This is a genomic window from Streptomyces daliensis (assembly GCF_054782395.1).
Genome location: NZ_BAAGSO010000118.1, coordinates 162,993 through 185,480, shown reverse-complemented (window position 1 = coordinate 185,480; position 22,488 = coordinate 162,993). Strand labels below are relative to the sequence as shown.

General features: G+C 71.8%; 17 protein-coding genes and 3 pseudogenes. 11 read left to right on the top strand and 9 right to left on the bottom strand.

What is annotated here, in order from left to right; genetic code table 11:
- Window positions 1-24: 24 nt before the first annotated feature.
- Window positions 25-1,188 (bottom strand): TetR/AcrR family transcriptional regulator, encoded by a 1,164-nt coding sequence (locus ACYVOO_RS32395; protein ID WP_461019277.1) that lies wholly within the window; start codon window positions 1,186-1,188, stop codon window positions 25-27.
- Window positions 1,189-1,582: 394 nt separating this feature from the next.
- Between ACYVOO_RS32395 and ACYVOO_RS32390 the strand changes: the two genes are divergently transcribed.
- Window positions 1,583-2,809, top strand: a complete 1,227-nt coding sequence (locus ACYVOO_RS32390; protein ID WP_461019276.1) for a metallophosphoesterase — start codon at window positions 1,583-1,585, stop codon at window positions 2,807-2,809.
- Window positions 2,810-2,897: 88 nt separating this feature from the next.
- Window positions 2,898-3,578, top strand: coding sequence for a response regulator transcription factor (locus tag ACYVOO_RS32385; protein ID WP_461019275.1), 681 nt, complete (start codon window positions 2,898-2,900; stop codon window positions 3,576-3,578).
- Window positions 3,579-4,116: 538 nt separating this feature from the next.
- Here ACYVOO_RS32385 and ACYVOO_RS32380 read toward each other — a convergent pair.
- Window positions 4,117-4,896, bottom strand: coding sequence for an aromatic amino acid lyase (locus tag ACYVOO_RS32380; RefSeq protein ID WP_461019274.1), 780 nt, complete (start codon window positions 4,894-4,896; stop codon window positions 4,117-4,119).
- Between the two features lie 62 nt (window positions 4,897-4,958).
- Here ACYVOO_RS32380 and ACYVOO_RS32375 point away from each other — a divergent pair.
- The 4 genes and pseudogenes from ACYVOO_RS32375 (at window position 4,959) to ACYVOO_RS32360 (ending at window position 10,635) form a co-directional block, all read left to right on the top strand.
- Window positions 4,959-6,541 (top strand): annotated as a pseudogene (locus ACYVOO_RS32375) (NAD(P)-binding domain-containing protein).
- Window positions 6,538-7,614 carry an alpha-hydroxy acid oxidase gene (locus ACYVOO_RS32370; RefSeq protein ID WP_461019273.1) on the top strand — a complete coding sequence of 359 codons (1,077 nt, stop codon included), beginning with the start codon at window positions 6,538-6,540 and terminating at the stop codon, window positions 7,612-7,614. Before ACYVOO_RS32375 ends, ACYVOO_RS32370 begins: the two are co-directional and overlap by 4 nt.
- 11 nt (window positions 7,615-7,625) lie before the next feature.
- Complete coding sequence (locus tag ACYVOO_RS32365) at window positions 7,626-8,987, top strand: cytochrome P450 (protein ID WP_461019272.1); 1,362 nt, start codon at window positions 7,626-7,628, stop codon at window positions 8,985-8,987.
- A gap of 67 nt (window positions 8,988-9,054) precedes the next feature.
- A complete protein-coding gene (locus ACYVOO_RS32360) occupies window positions 9,055-10,635 on the top strand; it encodes an MFS transporter (RefSeq protein WP_461019271.1) in 1,581 nt (526 codons plus the stop codon).
- A gap of 49 nt (window positions 10,636-10,684) precedes the next feature.
- On the opposite strand, the gene ACYVOO_RS32355 is transcribed toward ACYVOO_RS32360, so the two are convergent.
- A complete protein-coding gene (locus tag ACYVOO_RS32355; RefSeq protein WP_461019270.1) occupies window positions 10,685-12,181 on the bottom strand; it encodes a class I adenylate-forming enzyme family protein in 1,497 nt (498 codons plus the stop codon).
- A pseudogene (locus ACYVOO_RS32350) lies at window positions 12,174-13,162 on the bottom strand (NAD(P)-binding domain-containing protein). Before ACYVOO_RS32350 ends, ACYVOO_RS32355 begins: the two are co-directional and overlap by 8 nt.
- 228 nt (window positions 13,163-13,390) lie before the next feature.
- On the opposite strand from ACYVOO_RS32350, the gene ACYVOO_RS32345 reads away from it, so the two are divergent.
- Window positions 13,391-14,224, top strand: coding sequence for a PIG-L family deacetylase (locus ACYVOO_RS32345; RefSeq protein WP_461019269.1), 834 nt, complete (start codon window positions 13,391-13,393; stop codon window positions 14,222-14,224).
- 103 nt (window positions 14,225-14,327) lie between these two features.
- Here the strand turns inward: ACYVOO_RS32345 and ACYVOO_RS32340 are convergent, their stop codons facing one another.
- Window positions 14,328-15,719: a glycoside hydrolase family 43 protein gene (locus ACYVOO_RS32340; protein ID WP_461019268.1), complete on the bottom strand. Its 1,392-nt coding sequence runs from the start codon at window positions 15,717-15,719 to the stop codon at window positions 14,328-14,330.
- Window positions 15,720-16,173: 454 nt separating this feature from the next.
- Between ACYVOO_RS32340 and ACYVOO_RS32335 the strand changes: the two genes are divergently transcribed.
- On the top strand, window positions 16,174-17,832 hold the full coding sequence (locus tag ACYVOO_RS32335; protein WP_461019267.1) for a glycoside hydrolase family 27 protein: 1,659 nt from the start codon (window positions 16,174-16,176) through the stop codon (window positions 17,830-17,832).
- A 107-nt stretch (window positions 17,833-17,939) separates the two neighbouring features.
- A pseudogene (locus tag ACYVOO_RS32330) lies at window positions 17,940-18,319 on the top strand (xylosidase); the annotation flags it as partial.
- 180 nt (window positions 18,320-18,499) lie between these two features.
- Here the strand turns inward: ACYVOO_RS32330 and ACYVOO_RS32325 are convergent.
- The gene (locus ACYVOO_RS32325; RefSeq protein ID WP_461019266.1) at window positions 18,500-18,922 is read right to left on the bottom strand and encodes a secondary thiamine-phosphate synthase enzyme YjbQ; all 423 of its coding nucleotides are present in this window, start codon (window positions 18,920-18,922) and stop codon (window positions 18,500-18,502) included.
- Window positions 18,923-19,049: 127 nt separating this feature from the next.
- Window positions 19,050-19,493: a zinc-binding dehydrogenase gene (locus tag ACYVOO_RS32320; RefSeq protein ID WP_461019265.1), complete on the bottom strand. Its 444-nt coding sequence runs from the start codon at window positions 19,491-19,493 to the stop codon at window positions 19,050-19,052.
- 53 nt (window positions 19,494-19,546) lie between these two features.
- Between ACYVOO_RS32320 and ACYVOO_RS32315 the strand changes: the two genes are divergently transcribed.
- Complete coding sequence (locus ACYVOO_RS32315) at window positions 19,547-19,825, top strand: acyl-CoA-like ligand-binding transcription factor (protein ID WP_461019470.1); 279 nt, start codon at window positions 19,547-19,549, stop codon at window positions 19,823-19,825.
- A 72-nt stretch (window positions 19,826-19,897) separates the two neighbouring features.
- Window positions 19,898-21,085: an NAD(P)-binding domain-containing protein gene (locus tag ACYVOO_RS32310; protein ID WP_461019264.1), complete on the top strand. Its 1,188-nt coding sequence runs from the start codon at window positions 19,898-19,900 to the stop codon at window positions 21,083-21,085.
- Window positions 21,086-21,121: 36 nt separating this feature from the next.
- Here ACYVOO_RS32310 and ACYVOO_RS32305 read toward each other — a convergent pair whose 3' ends face one another.
- Together ACYVOO_RS32305 and ACYVOO_RS32300 are read right to left on the bottom strand one after the other, a co-directional pair.
- Window positions 21,122-22,138 (bottom strand): LacI family DNA-binding transcriptional regulator, encoded by a 1,017-nt coding sequence (locus tag ACYVOO_RS32305; RefSeq protein WP_461019469.1) that lies wholly within the window; start codon window positions 22,136-22,138, stop codon window positions 21,122-21,124.
- A 31-nt stretch (window positions 22,139-22,169) separates the two neighbouring features.
- Window positions 22,170-22,488, bottom strand: a 319-nt coding sequence (locus ACYVOO_RS32300; protein ID WP_461019263.1) for a substrate-binding domain-containing protein, incomplete at its 5' end; no start/stop codon positions are given.

Sequence of the window (22,488 nt, the reverse complement as noted above, 5' to 3'; positions counted from 1 at the left end):
CATCCGCCCGGTCTCTCCGCGCGGTCAGAGCCCCAGCGCGCTCACGACCAGCCCGGTCACGGCGGCACGGTTCTCGGGGCCGTCCCGCCAGCGCAGGCTCCGCCCGGCCTCGACCACCACACCGAACCCCGCGTGCACGAGAACACGGGCCTGACGCGGGTCCAGCTCGGGACGGGCCAGCCTCAACTGCTGCTCCCATACGGCGATGTGCTCACGCTGCGCCAGCACCAAGGGGCCCCGCAGCTCGGCCGGCAGCCCGACGAACTCGGCTTCGGCCACGCGCGTGAGGGCGGTGTGCTCGAAGCTGTACGCCACATACGTCGCGGCGAGGGCCGCGACGGCGTCCCGCGCGTCGGCCACGTCCATCAGGCTCCGGTCCACCGCCTGGGCCAGCAGCCCGGCGGCCTGGAGGCAGGCCGCCGCCAGGATGTCGGCCTTGCCGGGGTAGTGACGGTAGAGCGCTGACGGGGCGATCCCCACCGCCTTCGCGATCTGGCCGTTCGTGACATTGGCGAAGCCGTCCCGGGCGAACAGCGGGACGGCGGCCGCGAGGATCTCCGCACGGCGCGAGCGCGGCACCGGCAGCGCGGGCAGTTCGACGGAACGCCCGCTCCCCCGGGCCGGCACGGGGTCGGTCCCGACGACGCGCAGGGCGCACGCCAGCAGCAGTTCCTCGACGCGGTGCTGAGCGATGGACGTCCGGTGCATCGTGAGGGACCCGATCGCACCGAGAGCCGCCACGACCCGCAACCGCCCGCCGGGCGTCGAGTCCTCGTGCCCCGCCGCCTCGGTGACCCGCCCGATGAGGCTGCCGAACTTCGCCCGGAGCAGCCTGCTGTCCTCGCGGTTGAGGTACCTGGCCTCCCATCGGTACACGCCGCCCGACGCGCGATGCGCGACGGTGACCCGGATGAGGCTGGTGAACACCTCCGCAGGGGCCGCGTCGGACGGCAGCTCGTCGAGCGCGGCGACGAGCCGGTCCACCATGGCGTGGGCGCACTCGGCGAACAGCGCGTACTTGTTCGGGAAGTGCCGGTACAGTGCCGCGCCGGTGATGCCCACACCGGCGGCGATCTCCTCCATGGACGCCGCGTGGTACCCGCGCTCGCTGAAGAGCCGGCCGGCCGCCTCGACGATGAGCTGCCTGCGATTGCGGGGGCGAGCGGCGGAGACCGGCTCAGCGCTCATGAACGACCGGACGAACGGACGAGCGCGGATGCGGGGCCATGCCGCTCAGTCAACCACAGCCGGGCGGGCCCCGGACCACCTGCACACATGCCGCGCGACAGCCGGGACCGTAACACGACTCAGGTGATCCCCCGTTAACAAAAGCGCTCCCGGCGGCGCCCCGCCCGGAACGGGCTCACCGAGGTCCGACCCGAAGGGCGGTCCTTCCCGCGACGGCGGAGAATGAGCTTCCAAGCGGCTCCGGCGGCCGAGGCGGAGCAGAATCAGGGCGTGGGCGGCGGATCATGCCGGGGCCACGGGCGGACGGCTGGTACGGCGACGGCGACTGTGCCGTGGCCACCGCCCGGCTCGGCCACTGGCAGGATCCGCCGCACAGAACCTCAGGAGGGGACGCGTGACCGAGACCAGCAACACCCGATCCGACGCCGGTACAGCGCAGGCGCAGGAGGCGCCACCGAGCCGACTGCGGCGCCTGATGCGCTACCTCCCCATGATCGCCCCCGTCCTGCTGTGGGCCGTGCCGTGCTGGGTGCTCCTGCACACCGGCCAGCACTGGCCGCTCCCCGTCACACTGACCGGCACCGCACTGTTCGCCCTCGGCCTGATCGGCATGCCGCTCGCGATGATGCACGGCCACGGACGGCGCCAGCGGGACCGGGCTGCGATCGTCGGTGACACGCTGCTGGGCGGCATCTGGGTCCTGTTCACCTGGTCCGTCCTGCTCGGCGTCCTGCTGCGGCTCGCCCTGACCGTGGCAGGCGTCGGCGACGCACAGGACCGGGCGCGCATCGTCACCTGTGCCGTCCTCGGCGTAGCCGCCGTGCTGCTCGCCTGGGGGTACGCCGAGGCCCGACGCGTGCCGCGCGTACGCCGACTGGACGTCCAACTCCCGCGCCTGGGCGCCGGGTTGGACGGCACCCGGGTCGCCCTGATCACCGACACCCACTACGGCCCGCTCGACCGCGCCCGCTGGTCGGCGCGGGTCTGCGAGACGGTCAACACCCTGGAAGCCGACCTGGTCTGCCACACCGGCGACATCGCGGACGGCACGGCCGAACGCCGTCGCGCCCAAGCCGCCCCGCTGGGCACCGTGCGGGCGACCCGGGCCCGTGTCTACGTCACCGGCAACCACGAGTACTACAGCGAGGCCCAGGGGTGGGTCGACCTGATGGACGAGCTGGGCTGGGAGCCGCTGCGCAACCGCCATCTGCTGCTCGAACGCGGCGGCGACACCCTCGTGGTCGCCGGCGTCGACGACGTCACCGCCGAGTCCTCCGGGCTGGCGGGCCACCGCGCCCACCTCGACGGAGCCCTCCACGGGGCCGATCCCGACCTCCCCGTCCTCCTCCTCGCCCACCAGCCCAAGTTCGTCGACCGCGCGGCGGCCCACGGCATCGACCTCCAGCTCTCAGGCCACACCCACGGCGGCCAGATCTGGCCCTTCCACCACCTGGTACGCCTCGACCAGCCTGCCCTCGCCGGTCTCAGTCACCACGGCACCCGCACCCTCCTCTACACCAGCCGCGGCACCGGCTTCTGGGGCCCACCCTTCCGCGTCTTCGCGCCCAGCGAGATCACCCTGCTCGTGCTCCGCTCCCCGCAGCGGTCCGCCTCGTCGTAGGGGTGTCCTCTCGTGTCGCCCGTCCGGGAACCCCCTCCCGCGCGGGGGCGTTGACAGGGGTTGCGGGGAGGGCGAGGGGAGTAGGACTGTGGCGCAGAGACACTCGCAGAACCCTTGGCAGCTGCTGCTGGTCGAAGACGACCGGGAGCTGGCCGACATGCTGTCCGACGCACTTCGGGACGAGGGATACACGGTCGACGTCGCCACCGACGGCCAGCGCGGTCTGCACCTCGGCCTCTCCCGGCAGTACGACGTACTCGTCGTCGACCGGCGCCTGCCCGCGCTCGACGGCCTCGACCTCATGAGCCGATTACGGTCCCGCGCCGTCCGCACGCCGGTACTGCTGCTGACGGCGATGGGCACGGTGCACGACCGCGTCGACGGACTGGACGCCGGTGCCGACGACTACCTCGTCAAGCCGTTCGAGCTGGACGAACTGAGCGCACGGTTACGGGCGTTGTGCCGACGGGCGCTCGACGCCACCGACGTGCTCAGGATCGGCTCTGCACATCTGCACGTCGGCCGCCGGGAGGTCGAGCTGGCCAGCGGCGAGCAGGTCGCCCTCGCGGCCAGGGAGTTCGCGCTGCTGTGGGCGCTCGCCTCGCGCCCCACGACCGTGCACTCGCGGGCGGAACTGCGCCGGCTGGTCTTCCAGGAGGCTCCCGCTTCGTCCATCGTCGACACCTACGTCTACTACCTCCGCCGCAAGCTCGGCCGACAGGTCGTGCGCACCGTCCGCGGTCTCGGTTACCGTCTGAGCGCGCTGTGAGACCGTCGGCGTCGGCCGAGTGGGCGCCGGTGCGCCGGGCGCGTATACGGATCGCTGTGATCACCGGGGCGATCATCACGCTGCTGATCACCGTCGTCGGCGGCGTCGCGCACTCGGTGATGGTGCACGCGCAGAACGGCCAGGTGCGGCGTGAGCTGCGCTACGGCGCGGGCTACGGCGATCTGACCAGCCCTCCGGTGTGCACCTGGCTGTTCGCGCCCGGCGTGACCCCCCTGTCCAACGCCCCGGACGGATTCCCGTTGCGCGCCGACATGAACCAAGTGCGCGGCACCCACGAGGCCGTGGAGCGCACCGTGGAACGTGACCACACGGTCTACCTGGTGCGCACGCAGGTACGGGCGGACGGGGACGTGGTACAGGCGGTGTTCGACATGCGCTTCCAGCTGGCCGACCGTAATCATCTGTGGTTCGCGCTGGGTGTGGCCGAACTGCTGGGGCTGTTCGCCGCGGCCGTCACCGGGGCGCTCCTCGGACGACGGGCGGTGGCCCCGCTGGCGGAGGCCCTCACCCGGCAGCATCAGTTCGTCACGGACGCCAGGTCCCCGTCGAGGAAGCCGGGCTCGCAGCCGAGCATGTCGGCCAGCAGACACGTGAGGGCCATGAGTGAGCGGTGTGCCGTACGGACGGTGTCGCGGGCGAGTGCCAACGCCGCGGTGGTGACGGAGGTGCCGTTGACGAGGGCCAGCGCGTCGCGGCCGTCGAGCGCGAGCGGACGGAGCCCGGCGGCGGTCAGTGCCTCGTCGGCCGGCATGCGGCGGCCGTCCACGTAGGCGTGCCCCCGGCCGCGCAGTGCCTGGGTGGCGTAGGCGAGCGGGATCAGGTCGCCGCTCGCGCCGACGGAGCCGTAGCGGGGGACGGCGGGCGAGAAGGTCGTGGCGAACATCGCGGCGAGCCGGTCGACGACCTCCGCCGACACTCCGGAAACGCCCTGGGCGAGGGACCAGGTGCGCAGGAGGAGGGCGGCGCGGCAGATGTCGTGCGGGAGATCCGGCCCATGACCGGCTCCGAGGTGGGCCAGGGTGTTGTCGCACTGGTCCGCCTCGTCGGGACGCCCCGCGTAGCCCACGAGTGCGCCGAATCCGGTGGTGGCGCCGTAGATGCGGGGAGGGTCCCCGGCGCTGCCACCGCCGTCACCATGCCGCAGGCCGTGGAGGAACCGGCGGCCGCGGTCCAGCCGCGCTCGGGCCTCGGCGTCCACGCTGAGGGTGAACGGCGTCGCGGCGCGGCGCAGCGTTGCGGAGTCCGGGGGGTCGGCGAGTGAGACGCTGTCGGTAGTGCTGTCGGTAGTGGTGAGCACGTCCGGGACCATAGGCGGGGAATCTCAGAGCGCTCTGAAATCCGGTGGCTAGCTTCCGGGGCATGACCCATGACTACCTGATCATTGGTGCGGGGCCCGCCGGACTGCAACTCGCCGCCTTCCTGGAGCGGGACGGCGCGGACTACGTCCTGCTGGAGCGCGGCAGTGGTCCGGGCACGTTCTTCCACCGGTTCCCCCGGCACCGCTATCTGATCTCCAACAACAAGGTGCACACGGGGTACGACGATCCGGAGCTGCGGCTGCGGATGGACTGGAACTCCCTGCTGAGCGACGACCCGGAGCTGCTGTTCACCCGGTACAGCCGCCGCTACTTCCCGGCAGCCGACGATCTGGTGCGCTACCTGTCGGACTTCGCCTCCCGGACCGGGGTGCGCGTGCGGTACGACACCACCGTCGAGAAGGTCTCCCGCGACGGCGAGGGCTTCACCGTCACCGACCACACGGGGAAGGCGTGGCGCGCACGGCGTCTGGTGGTCGCCACCGGGGTGCCCGTGCCGAACCTGCCGTCGTTCCCGGGCGTCGAACTGGCCGAACGCTACGACACGATCGACACCGATCCGGAGTCCTACACCGATCAGCGGGTGCTCATCATCGGCCGGGGCAACTCCGCCTTCGAGACGGCCGACAACCTGATGGAGACGGCGGCGGTCATTCACGTCGTCGGCTCGGGCTCGCTGAAGATGGCCTGGCGGACGCACTATGTGGGACACCTGCCCGCGGTCTACAACAACTTCCCCGACAGCTACCAGTTGAAGTCGCAGAACGCCCTCCTCGACGGCCGGGTGCTCGCCATCAGGAAGGAGCAGGACGGTTTCCACGTGCCGGTCTCCTTCCAGCGGGTCAACGAGGTGGTCAAGGAGATCCGCTACGACCGGGTGATCCTCGCGACCGGCTTCCGGTTCGACGCCTCGATCTTCGACGACACCTGCACCCCTGACGTGATCATCGACGGCCGTTTCCCGGAGCTGACACCGCTCGGCGAGTCGGTCAACGTGCCCGGCCTGTACTTCGCGGGGACGCTGATGCAGGGCCGTGACTTCAGAAAGTCCACCACCGGCTTCATCCACGGCTTCCGCTACGCGGTGCGGGCACTGCACCGCGGACTGCGGCAGCACCACGACGGGGTGCCCTGGCCGACGACGGTGCTCGGGGACTCCATGGAGCGTGCCGTCGACGCGGTGATCACCCGCGTCAACCGGTCTTCCGCGCTGTGGCAGCAGTTCGCCGTCCTCGGCGACCTGCTGCTCCTCGCCCCGGACGGCACGCTGCGCTACGCCGAGGAGGTGCCCGTCGGCCATGTGCCGGGCGCCGTGCGCGCCGGGGACTTCGGTGAGGTGGCCGCCTACGCGGTGATCACCCTGGAGTACGGGGAGGACCACGACCGGGTGGACCCTTCGACGTCACCGCTGGCCGCAAGTCCCAGCAGGACGTGTCGGGCCTGGACGGACGCTATCTGCATCCGGTCGTCCGCTGGTACCGGGACGGCGAGTTCGTCGCCGAGCACCACCTCACCGAGAACCTGGAGAACGAGTGGGACAGCGAGGAGGTCCACCGCGCCCCGCTGGACGCCTTCCTCACCGCGCACCGGAGCCCGGCCACCCCCGCCACCCCGGTGGCGCCGTGACGCTCCGGGAACTGCGCCACAGAGCACGGAAGGTACTGGGGCCGATTCCCTACGACTACGTGGCGGGCGGCGCGGGCGAGGAACGCGTCCTCGCCGACAACGAGAAGGCATTCGACCGGTACGCGCTGCTGCCGAGGGTGCTGAGCGGCAGCGAGACCCGGGACACCGCCGTCGATCTCCCGGGCGCCCGGCAGGCGGCACCGGTGCTCGTCGCACCCACCGCCTTCCACCGGCTGGTGCACCGGGACGGCGAGCGGGCCACGGCCCGTGCCGCCGCGGCCGAGGGCGCCGTCCTGGTGACGGGGACGGCCGCGACCACCGCGGTCCTCGACGTCGTCGCCGCGGCGCGCGAGGCCGCGCCCCGTCCGCCCGTGTGGTTCCAGTTGTATCTGCACCCGCGCGGGGAGGTCACCCGGGCGCTCGTGTGGCGCGCCGAGGACGCGGGCTGCACCGCGCTGGTGGTCACCGTCGACTCGCCGGTGTTCGGGCGGCACACCAGAGACCTGCGCAACGGGTTCACCGATCTGCCGCCCGGGTTCGCCGCGGAGAACATGCGCGGCCTGCCCGGCGCCGGACCGGACGCGCTCACCCCCATCCCCATGTCCCCGGCGGTCCGCTGGCCGGACCTCGCCGAGGCTGTGCGCGGTACCTCACTCCCCGTTCTGGTCAAGGGAGTCCTGCATCCTGACGACGCGAAGCTGGCCGTCGAGCACGGTGCGGCCGGGGTGATCGTCTCCAACCACGGGGGCCGCCAGTGCGACGCGGTCCCGGCCGCCGTGGACTGCCTGCCCGCCGTCACCGAGGCGGTCGCGGGCCGGGTGCCGGTCCTGCTCGACGGAGGGGTGCGCCGGGGCAGCGATGTCGCGGTGGCGCTCGCGCTGGGCGCGAGCGCCGTCGGCGTGGGGCGCCCGGTGGTGTGGGGTCTGGCCGCCGAGGGGGAGACGGGAGTACGGCGGGTCCTCGCGACACTGCGCGACGAGTACGACCACACGCTCGCCCTGTGCGGCGGGCGCCGGAACGCCGATCTGACGGCCGACATGGTCGTACGGAACGGTGGAGCGGGGGCGCGGTGACGGGCCGGGCGATGAGGGCGAGAACGCGGGAGTGGTGGCTGCCGCGCGCCGTGGTGGCGCTGCGCGTACACATCTTCGAGAAGGTCAACGGCGACCGGGTGGTGACCCTGCCCAACGCCACCCACGGCCCTGAGGTGTTCGAGCGGGTCTACGCCCACCCGTCGGCGGACGGGCGGAGCGAGGGTGCGGGTCTGTCCGACCTGTTCTGGTACTGGCTGGCGCCGGGACCCGAGGTGCACCAGGAACACCTGGAGCCCGGCGAACGCTACGAGGACGTGGCCGCGACGACGCGGCGCGTCATCGCCGGGAACTCGGCCGATCTCACGGCGGCGGCCACCCGCGCCGTCGCCGGTGCGCTGGACGCACTGCCGGACACGCGGATCAGCCTCGTACGGCTGCGGGACCTGGTGATGCCCGCGTGGGCCGAGTTCTGCTACGAGCTGGTCTTCCAGGAGCGGTGCCTGCCGCACGCCCGGGACCTGATCACCGCGCACGCCGACGACGTGGTCACAGCGCTGAAGTGCACCGGCCTGCGCCATCCCCGGCGCCGGGCCCGGCTCACCGCCTATCTGCGGGACCGCGTCCAGGCAGGCCACGTACCGCACCGGCTGCCCGCCTCCCTGTCGCTGCCGGAGCAGGTGCACTATCTGCAAGGGACCCTCTTCAACACGGCGGTCGTGCAGCTCTCCGAGGCGACCGCGCACGTCCTGTTCGCCCTCGCCCACCACCCGCGGGTGCAGCAGCGCCTGGCCGCGGAGCCGGACGACGACCGGTACCTGACGCGGGTGCTCGACGAGACGATGCGGCTGTACCCGCTGTTCGGCATCGCCCATCGCATCACCACGGGTGACATCCCGCTCGACGAGGCGACGGTGCTGCCTGCCGGTTCCGTGGTGTGCTTCAGCTACCCCGACTACCACGCCACCGGATACGAACGGCCCGACGTGTTCGACCCGGACCGCTGGACCCGCCTGAGCGCCAAGGACGCCCACCACATCCCGTACGGCATGGCGCCGAACCGTCCCTGTCCGGCCTGGCGGATCTCGCCGCTCGTGCTGCGCGCCGCGGTACGCGAGGTGCTGGCCCGGTTCCGCCTGGACACGACGGCCGCGCACACCCGCTCCATTCCGCACCGGGCGCCGTGCCTCCTGATCCCGCGCGGCCTGAACCCCGCGCCCCGCCGCCTGAACACGTTGCGGACCTTCGTCCGGCTGCGGGACGGGGTGGAGGACGTCACCCGGGGCGTACGCCAGTTGGTGCTCGGCACGGTCATGGTCCTGCACGCCCGCCGACGGCGCCCGGCGGCACGGTACTTCGACGCACAGCGGGCCGGACGCTGTCCGGTCCCCCACCCCGGAAGAGGGAACGGATGACCCGCACGGAACAACACTCCACGCTCGTCCCGGCGCGTCAGCTCTTCTCCAGAGCGGAGAACTGACCGTGCCCGCGCAACCAGCTTCGCTGATACCCCGGCCCTGGATGTTCTGGACCGGCGTCGCCCTCACGAGCGCCGGCGTCGGCCAGCACGTGTGGATGTTCGTCGACTCCGCGTCCATGGGATTCCACATGGCCATGGGGGGAATGTCGGAGGTGATGTGGGCCGCCATGGCCGCCATCGTCGTGGGCGTGGTGATCTCCGGGTTCGCGGTCGTGCGGCCTCCCGGAGCGGGTCCCGCGGCCACCGCCGCCACGGGCGGGAAGAGCCGGGCGAGCCGGCACGGTCTCATCGCGGTGCTGAGCTTCGCGCTGATGGTGGACCAGATGAAACCCGCCACGCTGGCGTTCATCCAGCCCGGCATGCGTACCGAGTTCCATCTCAGCGCCGCCGAGGTCTCGTGGCTGCCCACGGTGGCGCTCAGCGGCACCGTACTGGGATCGCTTCTGGGGGGCCGTGCCGCCGACCGTATCGGGCGCAGGGCCACGATCCTCATCGCGTCCCTTCTCTTCCTCGGCACGACGGTGTGCGGCGCCATGCCGACCTTCAGCGGCGTCCTGGTCATGTGCGCCCTGATGGGGACGGCGGCCGGAGGCATGCTGCCCGTCGTCTACGCCCTGATGACCGAGAGTCTGCCGCCCGGCCGGCGCGCGGGCATCATGGTGCTCCAGGCCGGGCTCACCACCACCGGCGGCTACATGGCTGCCGCCGGACTGGCCGCCGTGCTGGTCCCGCTGAGCGGGTGGCGCGTTCTGTGGTTCGCGCAGCTCCCGCTGGTCCTGATCCTGATCGGACTGAACCGGTGGATTCCGGAATCGGCCGCCTTCACAGCGCAGCAGGCACAGCCGGGGCGCGTCCCCGCCGCCACTCTGTTCAAGCGCCCTCAGACCGTCAAGACGCTGGTCGTCAGCGGTTACGCACTCGCCTGGGGCCTCGTCTACTGGGGTTTCATCACCTTCCTGCCCAGTCAGTTGGAGGCATCGGGCGGGAAGGGCATGTCCGCGGCCACGCTGCTGTTCATCTCGTCGCTGTTGTCCGTCCCCACCTGCGTCGTGGCCGCGTGGCTCTACATGCGCTGGTCGGCGAAGGGCACCATGGTCGTCTACGCGGCCCTCACCGTCGCCGCGCTGCTCACGCTGGCCGTCGTCGGGATGGACGGCAGCCGCCCTGTCCTCCTGACCGCCGTGATGCTGCTGTTCGCCGGAACCGCCGGCGTCATCGCGCTCATCGGCCCCTACACCGCCGAGGTCTATCCCGTGGCCATCCGGGGGACCGCCGGCGGCTGGGCCGCGGCGGTCGGCAAATCGGGGGGAGCCTTCGGGCCCCCTCTCATCGCGCTGGTCCTCTCCGCGCCGGGAGGCATGCGGACCGCCGCGGTGCTCGTCGCTCTCCCCACGGCCGTGGCGGGGGCAGCCGTCGCCCTCCGCGGGAGCGACCCGCGGGCCACTGCCCAGCATGACGACGATGCCACGCTGGACGCCGAACTCGACGACCTGGTACGCGGCGAGGCCGTCCCCGCCGCAGAGAAGGCCGGGCCCACGACGCCCGCGACGCCCGCACCGGACAAGGAGGGCACGGCGCCATGAGGCGGCGGCGTCGATGGCATCGCCCCGCGCGGGGGCGGGGACCGGACCGCTAGCCTCCGGCCGCGAGACGCCGCTTGTCTGGTTTCCCGGCTGCCGTGAGCGGTACCTCGCCGATGAGGGTGAGCCGGGTCGGAGCGCATGCCTCGCCCAGGTCCGCCGCCACCAGCGCGCGCAGTTCACCGAGGTCCGGGGTACGACCGGCCGAGGGTACGACGAAGGCGTGGACGGCCTCGCCCGTACTGTCGTCCGGCACGGCGACGACATACGCCTCGGCCACCGAGGGATGGACGGCGAGCAGCCGCTCGACGGGCCCGGCGTAGTACACGTTGGCGTCGACGATGATCACGTCACGGGCCCGTCCCGTGAGCCACAGCCGCCCCGACGCGTCGAGACGGCCGAGGTCGCGGGTGCGCACCCATCCGTCGGAGAACACCTCAGCCGTGAGGGCGGGCTCCCGCCAGTAGCCGGAGCACTGCGCCGGTGTACGGACGAAGAGTTCGCCCTCGGTCCCGTGCCGGACCGGGCGGCCGGAGGCATCGCGGATCTCCAGCCCGACGGGCGGCACCCCGAGGGAGCCCGGCGGCTCCCCGGGCGCCGCCATGGAGATCATGCCGGTCTCGGTCTGCCCGTAGCCGTGGAAGACGACCGGGCCGAGCGTCTCGACGGCCTCCCGCAGCCGTCCCGGCTCCAGCGGTGACCCGGACACCATCAGCGCGCGCAGGCCGCCGAGGTCCACCGGCGACTCGCGCTGGTCCGCCACGAGTTTCGTCAGCCGGGCCACCGTGACGACGCTCGCGGTCGCACGGTGCCGCACCAGGGCGTCGGGGAAGGCCGGCGGGTCGGCGGTGACCAGGGTGCCGCCAGCGGTGAGTGCCAGCAGCCCGTACTCCATCATCACCTGGCTGGCCAGGGTGCCGAACACCAGGAACCGGTCCAGGCGCCCGGCGAGCTGTCGGACGGCGGGCGGCCAGGCGTCGGGGCGGTGCGCCCAGCCCGCGGTCATCGCCGCGTAGGTCTGGGCGCACGCCTTGGGGACGCCGGTGCTGCCGCTGGTGTGCAGGAGCCGGGCGACATCCTCGGGCCGCGCCAGGACCCGTGGCCGTACACCGTCGTCCTCCGCCGACAACAGGCCGTCGAGCACGAGGACGGTCCCGGTCCGGGCCCCGGCCCCGGTCCCGGCCTCGGTCTCGGTCCCGGTCCCGGTCTCGCGGGTGCCGAGGCCGTCGGGCCGGTCGGTGATCCACACTCCGGCGTCCCGCAGGAGGTGCTCCCGCTGCGGCCCGGTCAGGCCGGGCCGCAGCCCGACGACGCGGGCCCCGACGACATGCGCCGCGATGATCGCGGCGAACGCGCCGGGGCTCACCCCCAGCAGCATGGCGACGCCGTCGCCGGGCCCGACACCGTGCTGCCGCAGGCCGTTCACCGCGCGCCGCACCATGCCGAGGAGCCGGGCTCCCGAGACCTCCTCGTCGGCGTGCTCGAACACCGTGCGGTCGCCCGCCGCTTCGAGGATGTCGAGTACGGGGCCGGGGAAGGGCTCAGCCAAGGCTCTTCCTCACGAACGTGGTGAGCGGCTGCCGGTGCACCGCCGGCAGGTTCCAGTCGTTCTCCAGGTTCTCCGCGAGGTGGTGCGTCCCGGCGAGTACGCCGTCCCGGTAGTGGCGGACGACGGGATGCAGATACGTGGAGTCCATGGCGTGGTCGATGTCGTTCTCGACCACGCGCGGGACACCCACGTCGAGCGGGTCGGTCTGGTCGTGCTCGGGCCCGTACTCCAGGTCGACGACGAACCTGTGCGCGGCGGGCCCGAGGCCGCCGTCGGTGACGTGGTCGAGCGGGACCTCCTCCTGGTACACGGCACGGTCGCCGTCCACACCGTCGACGGTGACCACGTCGCCGAGGAACCCGAACTGCTGCCACAGGGCCGACGAGCGGTTGACGCGGCCGATGACGGCGTCGGCTATCGCCTCCGGCGTCGCGGCGAGCGTCCGCGCTGGCCAGGGGACGCCGGGTCGGTGTCGAAGGTGTCGTACCGCTCGGCGAGTTCGATGCCGGGGATGGGCGGCTCGTAGAGCCGGGAGACGCCGGTCGCCATGACGAGCCGCCTGGCCTGCCAGGTGCGCCCGTCGTCGTCGAGGACGGTGAAGACGCCGTCAGCGCGGGAGACCCGTACGACGTCGGTCCCGTACTCGACGCGCACGCCGCTGCGTGCCGCGAAGTCGGCCAGGTAGCGCACCAGGTCGTCCGCCTGCGGGAAGTAGCGCTCGCTGTACCGGGTGAAGAGCAGCTCCGGGTCGTCGCTGAGCAGCGAGTTCCAGTCCATGCGCAGCTTGAGTTCCGGGTCCGTGAACCCCGTGTGCACCTTGTTGATCGATATCAGCCGCCGATGGCGGGGGTACCGGGTGAAGAACGTCCCCGGTCCGCTCCCCCGCTCCAGGACGGTGTAGTCGCGCCCGTCGCGTTCCAGCAGAGCGGCGAGTTGTAGTCCGGCCGGCCCGGCCCCGATGATGAGATAGTCGCGCACCATGGGCCGGACGGTAGTGACACGAAATCAGAGTGCTCTGAGATTCGGCGGCACGTACCGCACCGCTGGGCCCGTCTCCTCCGATGGTTGGGGCACAAGCCCGCCACGGCGGACGAAAGGGCGCCGCGGACCGGGAACATCCGGCCCGGCCGGCGCGGTTGCACCGGCCGGGAGGCGCGGCACGCCCACCGCGCACCCGGACCAGACACGTTTCCGCAGGAGGATCCTTCCATGACCGACAGGCCCTTGACACTCATGGCTGTGCACGCCCACCCCGACGACGAGGCCACCAGTACCGGAGGGGTCCTCGCGCGGTACGCGGCGGAGGGCATCCGCACGGTTCTCGTGACGTGTACCGACGGCGGTTGCGGTGACGGGCATGGAGGCGTCAAGCCAGGCGAACCCGGGCACGATCCGGCGGCCGTCGCCCTGATGCGCCGTCAAGAACTCAAGGAGAGCTGCGAGGTCCTGAAGATCAGCGCGCTGGAGACGCTGGACTACGCCGACTCCGGCATGATCGGCTGGCCGAGCAACGACGCCCCCGACTCCTTCTGGCAGGCCCCCGTGGAGGAGGGCGCTGCCCGGCTCGCGGAACTCATGCGGCACTACCGCCCCGATGTGGTCGTCACCTACGACGAGAACGGCTTCTACGGCCACCCCGACCACATCCAGGCCCACCGCATCACGATGGCGGCGCTGGAGATGATCGAGCTGACACCGAAGGTGTACTGGACGACGATGCCCCGCTCGGGAATGCGGCGGTTCGGCGAGATCATGCGCGAGTTCGACGAGGACATGCCGGAGCCGGACCCCGCCGAGACCGCCGCGCTGGCCGAGATCGGCCTCCCCGACGAAGAGATCACCACGTGGGTGGACACCACCCCGTTCAGCGACCAGAAGTTCGACTCGCTGGCCGCGCACGCCAGTCAGGGCGAGAACATCTTTTTCCTGAAGATGGGCAAGGAGCGGTTCGGCGAGTTGATGGGCATGGAGACCTTCGTACGCGTCAAGGACGCCACCGGCGCGCCCGTACCCGAGAACGATCTCTTCGCCGGATTGCGCTGATCCGCCGCTGGACGGTGGTGAACGCGCCCTCGACGCTCTCGCCCGCGGGTGATGCGCCGCGGGACGCCGGGCAGCACCGTCCACAGCCGGTCCAGGGCCTGGATCAGGCCGAGAACCGCCACCAGTTCACGTTCAGCAGGTAGCCGCTCCCGCCGGTGTACCTGAAGTACAGGTCACGCGTGCCGGACGCCCCGTTCACGGGGCAGGTGACGGTCGTCCAGTTCTGCCAGCCGCCGGTGCCCGGGACGGTGCACGTACCCACCAGCGTTCCGGTGGGGCTGTCCAGCCGGACTTCGATGCTGCCGCCCGCGGCGGCGGATGCCACCCGTGCGTTGAAGGACCGTGCGCCGGCTCCGAACGCCACGCCCTTGGTCTTGATCCAGTCGCCGTTCTCGATCCAGCCGACGTTCATCCCGCCTTCGCCGGAGGGCTCGGTCTCGACGCCCGACGCCCACGCGATCGTCTCGGCCTCCTGCCGGACGTACGGATCGAGCGTGCCCACCTGGGGTGCTCCCCCGCCGGTCATGTTGATCGTCGGGAAGGTGCCGTCGGAGTTGTAGGTGAAGCTCTCCACGGCGACGGAGCGGGTGAAACCGCCACCGCCCGGCAGGGCCCCGTTGTGGTAGAAGAAGTAGGAGCCGCCCTTGAAGTCGACCACTCCCGCGTGGTTGGTGAAGCTGCCACCCTGTCTGGGCATGATCGTCCCGCGGTAGGTCCAGGGGCCCGTCGGACTCGGGGCCGTCGAGTAGGCGATGAACTCGGAACAGCACTCCGCCGCGAAGACCATGTAGTACTGGCCGTTGCGTTTGAAGACCCACGGCGCCTCCTCGTACAGGGTCGGCCGGTCCGGATTCCCCGACCGGGCCCCGAAGCCCTGGGTGGTGAGCGGGATGCGGGCCGGGCTGCCCTGGTAGGACGTCATGTCGCTGTTGAGCTTGACGACCCACAGGTTTGGATTGCCCCAGTACAGATACGCCTGTCCGTCGTCGTCGACGAAGACCGCGGGGTCGATCTCGCCGTTCTCCACCAGCGGGCCCCCGAGGGCGTCACGGAAGGGCCCGGTGGGACTCTCGGACACGGCCACGCCGATGGCCATCCTGCCGGTCGCCCGGTTCACGACCGGGACGTACCAGTAGAACTTGCCGTTCCTGGGGACGACGTGCCCGGCCCAGGCGTCCTTGCTCGCCCAGGCGAAGCTGGCGATGTCGAGCTGGGCGCCGTGGTCGGTCCAGTTCACCATGTCGGCGGACGACCAGACCCGCCACTCGTTCATGGTGAACCACGTGGAGCCGTCCTCGTCGTGCCCCGTGTAGAGGTACACCCGGCCGTCGTGCACCAGTGGAGCCGGGTCGGCGGTGTAGATGGTCTGCACGATCGGGTTGTCAGCCCTGGCCGTGGCCGGTTGGAGCAGTGCCGCCAGGCACAGCAGGCTGACGAGCCAGGCGGCACCGCGCCGGGTTCGAGCGGTCTTCGTTAACGGCAGTACGAGTCTCACCTTCATTCCTCCGATCGCCGTTACTCGCATGAACGAAATACCGAACATAAGTCGACCTGTCGGTCAGACCGTAGAAGCGAGTCGCGTACACGTCAACGCTCACCCATGCCCGGAGAACCGACCGGCCACCGGTGCACCGGCCGGACTCTCCTGACGGCATCGCCACCATCGGCCGCCACTCCTGACTCGTTGACGACGACCCGGCGCGTCGCTACGTTGCGCATCGACACTTTCGAATTTTCGGCAGAAGTTCGAGATTTCGAATGTGGGAGCGCTTCCAAACGATCGCACCCACCAACGATTCCAGCTCCAGCGCTCCTAGGTCCTGCCTGTCCCCGGGAGCCGCGGCACAGACCAGCTCCAACTCCACCTGCTGAACACTCGACAACCGCAGTGCACCTCCCGTCCCGGGGCGAGCGAGACCCGTGGGACGGGCGCGGCGGAAGGAGCGGTAATGCTTACCCGATCGCGAAGGCGACTGGTCCGGCTGCTCGCGGTGGCGGCAGCGGTGCTGACGTTGTCCGCCACGGCGCCGTACCAGCCGGTGGCCGCGGCCCCGGCCGTGGCCGCGCCCGGCAGTCCGGCCCTCACCCCGCCGCTGGGCTGGAACAGTTGGAACAGCTTCGGCTGCAACGTCGACGAGTCCGCGGTGCGCCAGGCGGCGGACGCGATGGTCGGCTCGGGCATGCGGGACGCCGGCTACGAGTACGTGGTGGTCGACGACTGCTGGTTCGACCCGCAGCGCGACGCCCAGGGCAACCTGCGCGCGCACCCGGACAAGTTCCCCAGCGGTATGAAGGCGCTGGGCGACTACATCCACAGCCGCGGCCTGAAGTTCGGCATCTACCAGGTGCCCACCGAGCGCACCTGCGCCCAGCGCGTCGGCACCTTCCCCGGCTCGACGGGCAGCATGGGGCACGAGGCCCAGGACGCCCGCACCTTCGCCTCCTGGGGCGTGGACTACCTCAAGTACGACTGGTGCTCCCCCTCCGGCACCCGCGACGAGCAGGTCGCCCGCTTCTCCCTGATGCGGGAAGCGCTGCGGGCCACCGGCCGGCCCATCGTCTACAGCATCAACCCCAACAGCTTCCACACGCCCACCGGCGCCACGTACAACTGGGGCCAGGTCGCCGACCTGTGGCGCACCACCGAGGACCTGCTCGACATCTGGCAGAACGGCAACGTCAACAGCTACCCGATGGGCGTGGGCAACGTCGTCGACGTCAACGCCCCGCTCGCCGCGCAGGCCGGGCCCGGCCACTGGAACGACCCGGACATGCTGGTCGTGGGCCGGCCGGGGCTGACGGCGGCCGAGTCCCGGTCGCACTTCACGCTGTGGGCGCTGATGGCCGCGCCGCTGATGGCGGGCAACGACATCCGCACGATGTCCGCCGACGTCAGCGCGATCCTGCGCAACCAGCGGCTGCTGACGGTGAATCAGGACCCGCTGGGCGCGGGCGGCCGACGGGTGCGCGACGATGGCGCCACCGAGGTGTTCGCCAAGCCGTTGTCCGACGGCTCGGTCGCCGTCGCCCTGTTCAACCGCGGCGGGAGCACCGCCACGTTCAGCACCTCGGCCGCGGAGATCGGCCTCACCGGCGGCCCCTTCTCCCTCACCGACCTGTGGACCGGCGCCACGTCGACCACGGGCGGCCAGATCACCGCGAGCGTACCGGCACACGGTGTGACGGCGTTCCGGGTGACCGGCGGCACCCCGCTCGCCGCCAAGACCTCCCGTATCCGCGGCACCGGCTCCGGCCGCTGCCTGGACGTCGACAACTCCTCCACCGCGGCCGGCGCCGCCGTCCTGATCTGGGACTGCCACACCGCCGCCAACCAGTCGTGGACCACCTGGGCGGGCGGCGAGATCCGCGTCTACGGCGACAAGTGCCTGGACGCCGAGAACCAGGGGACCGCCAACGGCACCCGCGTGGTCACCTGGCCGTGCAACGGACAGGCCAACCAGAAGTGGACCCTCGCCGCCGACGGGTCCATCCGCAACGTCCACTCCGGGCTGTGCCTCGACGTCGACGGCGCCGCCACCGCGAATGGCTCGCGGCTCATCCTGTGGACGTGCAATGGACAGGCCAACCAGCGGTGGACCCGTAGCTGACCCCGACATGACCGAGGAGGCCGGCCCCCGTGCCCGACCCGCTGAATCCCTGGAGCCGCCGGAGGACGCTCACGGCCGGTGGCGGCCTGGCCGCCGCGGCGGCGCTGCCGCCGCATCCGGTCGCGCCGATGACCGGCGTCGACACCTTCCAGGGCACCCGGCTCGGCCCTCGGTGGGGGTGGAACCACAACCCCGACACCGGCAGGTTCACGGTCGGCAGCGGACTGACCCCGCGCACCGCGACGGTGACCGGCGACCTCTACATGCTGCGCGACTCCTCCGCCTGGATCGGCCTCAAACGCGACGGCGGTACGACGCGCGTGGCGATGGTCGACGGTCTGACCATGGACGACAACTGGAACACCACCGGCACCGGCACCGAGCGCGCCGGCGCGGGCTTCGCTACCGCTACGCCGTCTTCAGCCATGCCACCCGGGCGCTGGGAGGCAGCGTCCGGGTGGCACGGTTCGAGCTGACCACGCCCTGACCGTCCCGCGTACCGGACTGGTGCGGCTCGGCGTGGTCCCGAGTGCGGGCGCGGGTGCGGCGATCCTGCCCGCCGCGCCCGCACACCTCGCGGCGGCCGGCCCGCAGATCACGGTGGTCACCCGAGCGGTCGCTTCGACCGCTCGGTGAGGCCGGACCGCGCACCCGCGGTCGGCACGCGTCACCCCAGGAACGACAACCGCACCTGCCGCTCCGGATTGTCACCGTTCGTATCGACCAGGCACACCGACTGCCACGTCCCCAGTTCCAGCCGCCCCGCGATCACGGGCAGCGTCGCGTGCGGGGGTACGAGGGCGGGGAGGACGTGGTCGCGGCCGTGGCCGGGGCTGCCGTGGCGGTGGCGCCAGCGGTCGTCGGCCGGAAGCAGCTCGCGCAGGGCGGCGAGGAGGTCGTCGTCGCTGCCCGCGCCGGTCTCCAGGATGGCGATCCCGGCGGTGGCGTGCGGGACGAAAACGTTGAGGAGCCCGTCGCGGCCGCCCGCCGCCTGCCCGAGGAAGGCTTCGCACTCGCGGGTCAGGTCGGCGACGGTCTCCCCCGAGCCGGTGGTGACGTGGAGGACGTGGGTCTGAAGTGCGTCGGTCATGCCGTCATCCTCTCTCCTCCGCCACGCGCCTGCGGCTCCCCGCCCGCCGGATGAGTGCCTTCGGCGGGGGGGTTCAGGCTCCGGCGCGGTCACGCTTCGCGCAGGCCGGGGCCGTCGGCCGGTTGCGTCAGGGGTGCAGTGTGATCTTTCCGAATACGGGAGTCGATTCGAGCCGCTCGTGCGCGCGGTGCGCTTCGGCGAGAGGGAACTGTTCGTCGATGACCGCCCGCAGGTCACCTCGGGCCGCTCGGCTGAAGAGCTCGGCCGCCGCCGCCCCGACGGTGTCAGCGTCGACGGAGTTGAGACTGAAGGCGAAGAGCGTCGGCGAGTTGTGGTAGGTGGTCATGATGCTGCCGAAGGCGTCCGGCGCCGGTACGCCTCCTGCGGCTCCGAGCAGCAAGTACCGGCCGTTGGGCCGCAGCATCTCGAGGTAGCGGCCAAGATCCGCCCCGGCGACCGGGTCGACGACGATGTCGTAGGCGTCCGCGCTGCCGTCCTGGTCCGCCGTGCGGTCCTGGATATGCGCGGCGCCGAGCCCCCGGAGGCGATCTCCACGCTCGGGCGAGGCCACGCTGGGCGGAACGAGCCGCGGCCGGCCGGCGGCTCGCGGAGACCTCACCCTCCATCACCGCACACAGCCTCAGCTTCTGCGACCGCGTCAGCGACGAGACCCGGCGGACGCTCGCCACCAGACTCGACCTGACCGATCCGGACGACCTACGCCCCCGCCTGGCCCAGGACCTCGTCGTCGCCGCGTTCCACTCCGCCATGGAACATTGGGCGAAGCAGCCCGGGCGGAAAACCCTCCCCGGCCTGCGCTCCCGGTTGCAGTACACGCTCGCCGCAGCAGCTCAGGCCACCACCTACACCGGCGCCCCAGTGCTCGACGACGGGCAGGCGTAGACAACGGCCACCGCCTTCCGGCGGGCCGCCATGAGCGGGAAGGTTCGGCGCGTCCGGATGGTTCGTAGAAATATGAACAATGTTGCGGTCGTGGTCATCGGCGCCGGACAGGCCGGTCTCTCCAGTGCGTACCACCTGCGCCGCGCCGGATACGTGCCGGGCCGCGACTTCGTCGTACTGGACCACTCACCGCGCCCCGGCGGCGCCTGGCAGTTCCGCTGGCCGACGCTGACCTACGGCAGGGTGCACGGCATGCACGCCCTGCCCGGCATGGAGCTGACCGGCGCGGATCCCTCGCGTCCGTCCTCCGAGGTGATCGGGGACTATTTCGACGCCTACGAGCACGCCTTCGCGCTCCCCGTGCTGCGCCCCGTCGATGTGCGGGCTGTGCGCGAGAGCGGGGACGGGGACGGGCTGCTGCGTGTGGAGACCTCGGCCGGTACGTGGTCGGCGCGTGCCGTGATCAGCGCGACGGGCACCTGGGACCGCCCCTTCTGGCCCCACTTCCCCGGCCAGGGGGACTTCCTCGGCCGGCAACTGCACACCGCGGGCTACCCAGGGCCCGACTCCCCGCTGTTCCGGGACCGCCGCGTGGTGGTCGTCGGGGGCGGCACCTCGGCGGTGCAGCATCTGCTGGAGATCTCCGAGGTGGCCGCTTCGACGGCCTGGGTGACACGCCGCCCGCCGGTCTTCCGCGAGGGCCCCTTCGACGAGGACCAGGGGCGCGCCGCAGTGGCGATGGTCGAGGAGCGGGTGCGGGACGGGCTGCCGCCGCGCAGTGTCGTGTCGGTGACCGGGCTGCCGATGACCGAGGCGATGCGCCGCGCGCGGGAGGCGAGGGTCCTGGAGCGGCTGCCGATGTTCGAGCGGATCACCGCGGACGGGGTCGTGTGGGCCGACGGCCGCCACATGGCAGCCGACACCCTGTTGTGGGCCACGGGCTTCCGCCCCGTCATCGGCCACCTCGCGCCCCTGCGGCTGCGTGAGCCGGGCGGCGGCATCCGCCTGGACGGGACGCGCGCGGTGCGCGATCCCCGCGTCCACCTGGTCGGCTACGGCCCCTCGGCCAGCACCATCGGCGCCAACAGGGCGGGCCGCGCGGCCGTGCGCGCGGTGCGGGAACTCCTCGACGGGGACGCGGGTACGGGTACGGACACGAGCCCGGGTACGGGTACGGGTACGGGTACGGGCGACGTCGCGCACACCGGCACGGTCATCCGTCCGCTCGCGCGCGAGGCCGTACCGGAATCCGTCGCCTGACGGGCAGCCTGACGAACAAACGCGCCCGCCGCCCGCTCAGCCCCTCCCGGACATGCTCGACTCACGCACGACCAGTTCCGGCTGGAGCACGATGCGCTGGTGCTCGTGGGACTCCGCGCGCTCCCCCGTCTCCTCGATCAGCAGGTCAGCGGCTGCCCGCCCCATGCGGTACGCGGGCTGCCGTACGGAGGTCAGGGGCACGGCAGCGGCAGCGGCGAAGACGATGTCGTCGTACCCCACCAGCGCCACCTCGTCCGGGACGCTCACCCCGGCCCCGTAGAGCGCCTGGAGCACACCCAGCGCCAGCAGATCGTTCGCACAGAACACCGCCGAAGGCCGCGGCGACATCCCCAGCAACCGCGCACCCGCGTCACGGCCCGCCGCCACGTCAAGACGCTCCGCCTCGATGTGCCGCAGCGCGTCCTCCTCCGCCAGCCCCGCCTCGCGCAGCGCCGTGACCACCCCCGCGCGCCGGTCCTGGCACTGGTTGAGGTGCATCGGGCCGCTGACGTAGACGATGCCGTCGTGTCCGCGTTCCAGCAGGTGGCGGGCCGCGAGGGCGCCGCCCGCCACATCGTCCACGGACACCGAGCAGCCCTCGGCGCTGGGCACGACCCGGTCGACGGAGACGTACGCGATGCCGTGCCGCTGGAACTCCGCGAGGTTGCCGCCGGTCGTGTCGGCGGGGGTGATGAGGACACCGCGCACGCGCTGCTCGGCGAAGAGGGAGAGGTAGTCGGCCTCCTCGGCCGGGCTCTGCGCGCTGTTGCACAGCATCACTCCGAGCCCCGCCTCGCGGGCCGCACGCTCGGCGCCCGTCGCCACGTCCACGAAGAACGGGTTGGCCATGTCCAGCACCAGCAGCGCGATGATCCGGCTGCGGCCCGCGCGCAACTGCCGCGCCGACTCGCTGCGCACATACCCCAACTGCTGGATCGCCGCCTGCACCCGGTCCCGGGTGTCCTCCGCCACCACCGCCGGGCGGTTGATCACGTTGGAGACCGTGCCGACCGACACTCCGGCCGCCCGTGCGACGTCTTTGATGCCTACCATGCTCGCCACGAGCGCTCATGCTACGCACAGGTCAGAGGCGCGGGCTCCGGAGGCTGGATTCGCGGACGACCAGTTCCGGTTGGAGCACGACGCGCTGGTGCTCATGGGACCCGGCGTCCTCGCCCGTCTCGGCGTCCTCGCCCGTCTCCTCGATGAGCAGGTCAGCGGCGATGCGGCCCATCCGCTGGGCCGGGCGGCGCACGGAGGTCAGGGGCACGGCAGCGGCGGCGGCGAACTCGATGTCGTCGTAGCCGACCAGCGCCACCTCGTCCGGGACGCTCACCCCGGCCCCGTAGAGCGCCTGGAGCACACCCAGCGCCAGCAGATCATTCGCACAGAACACCGCAGAG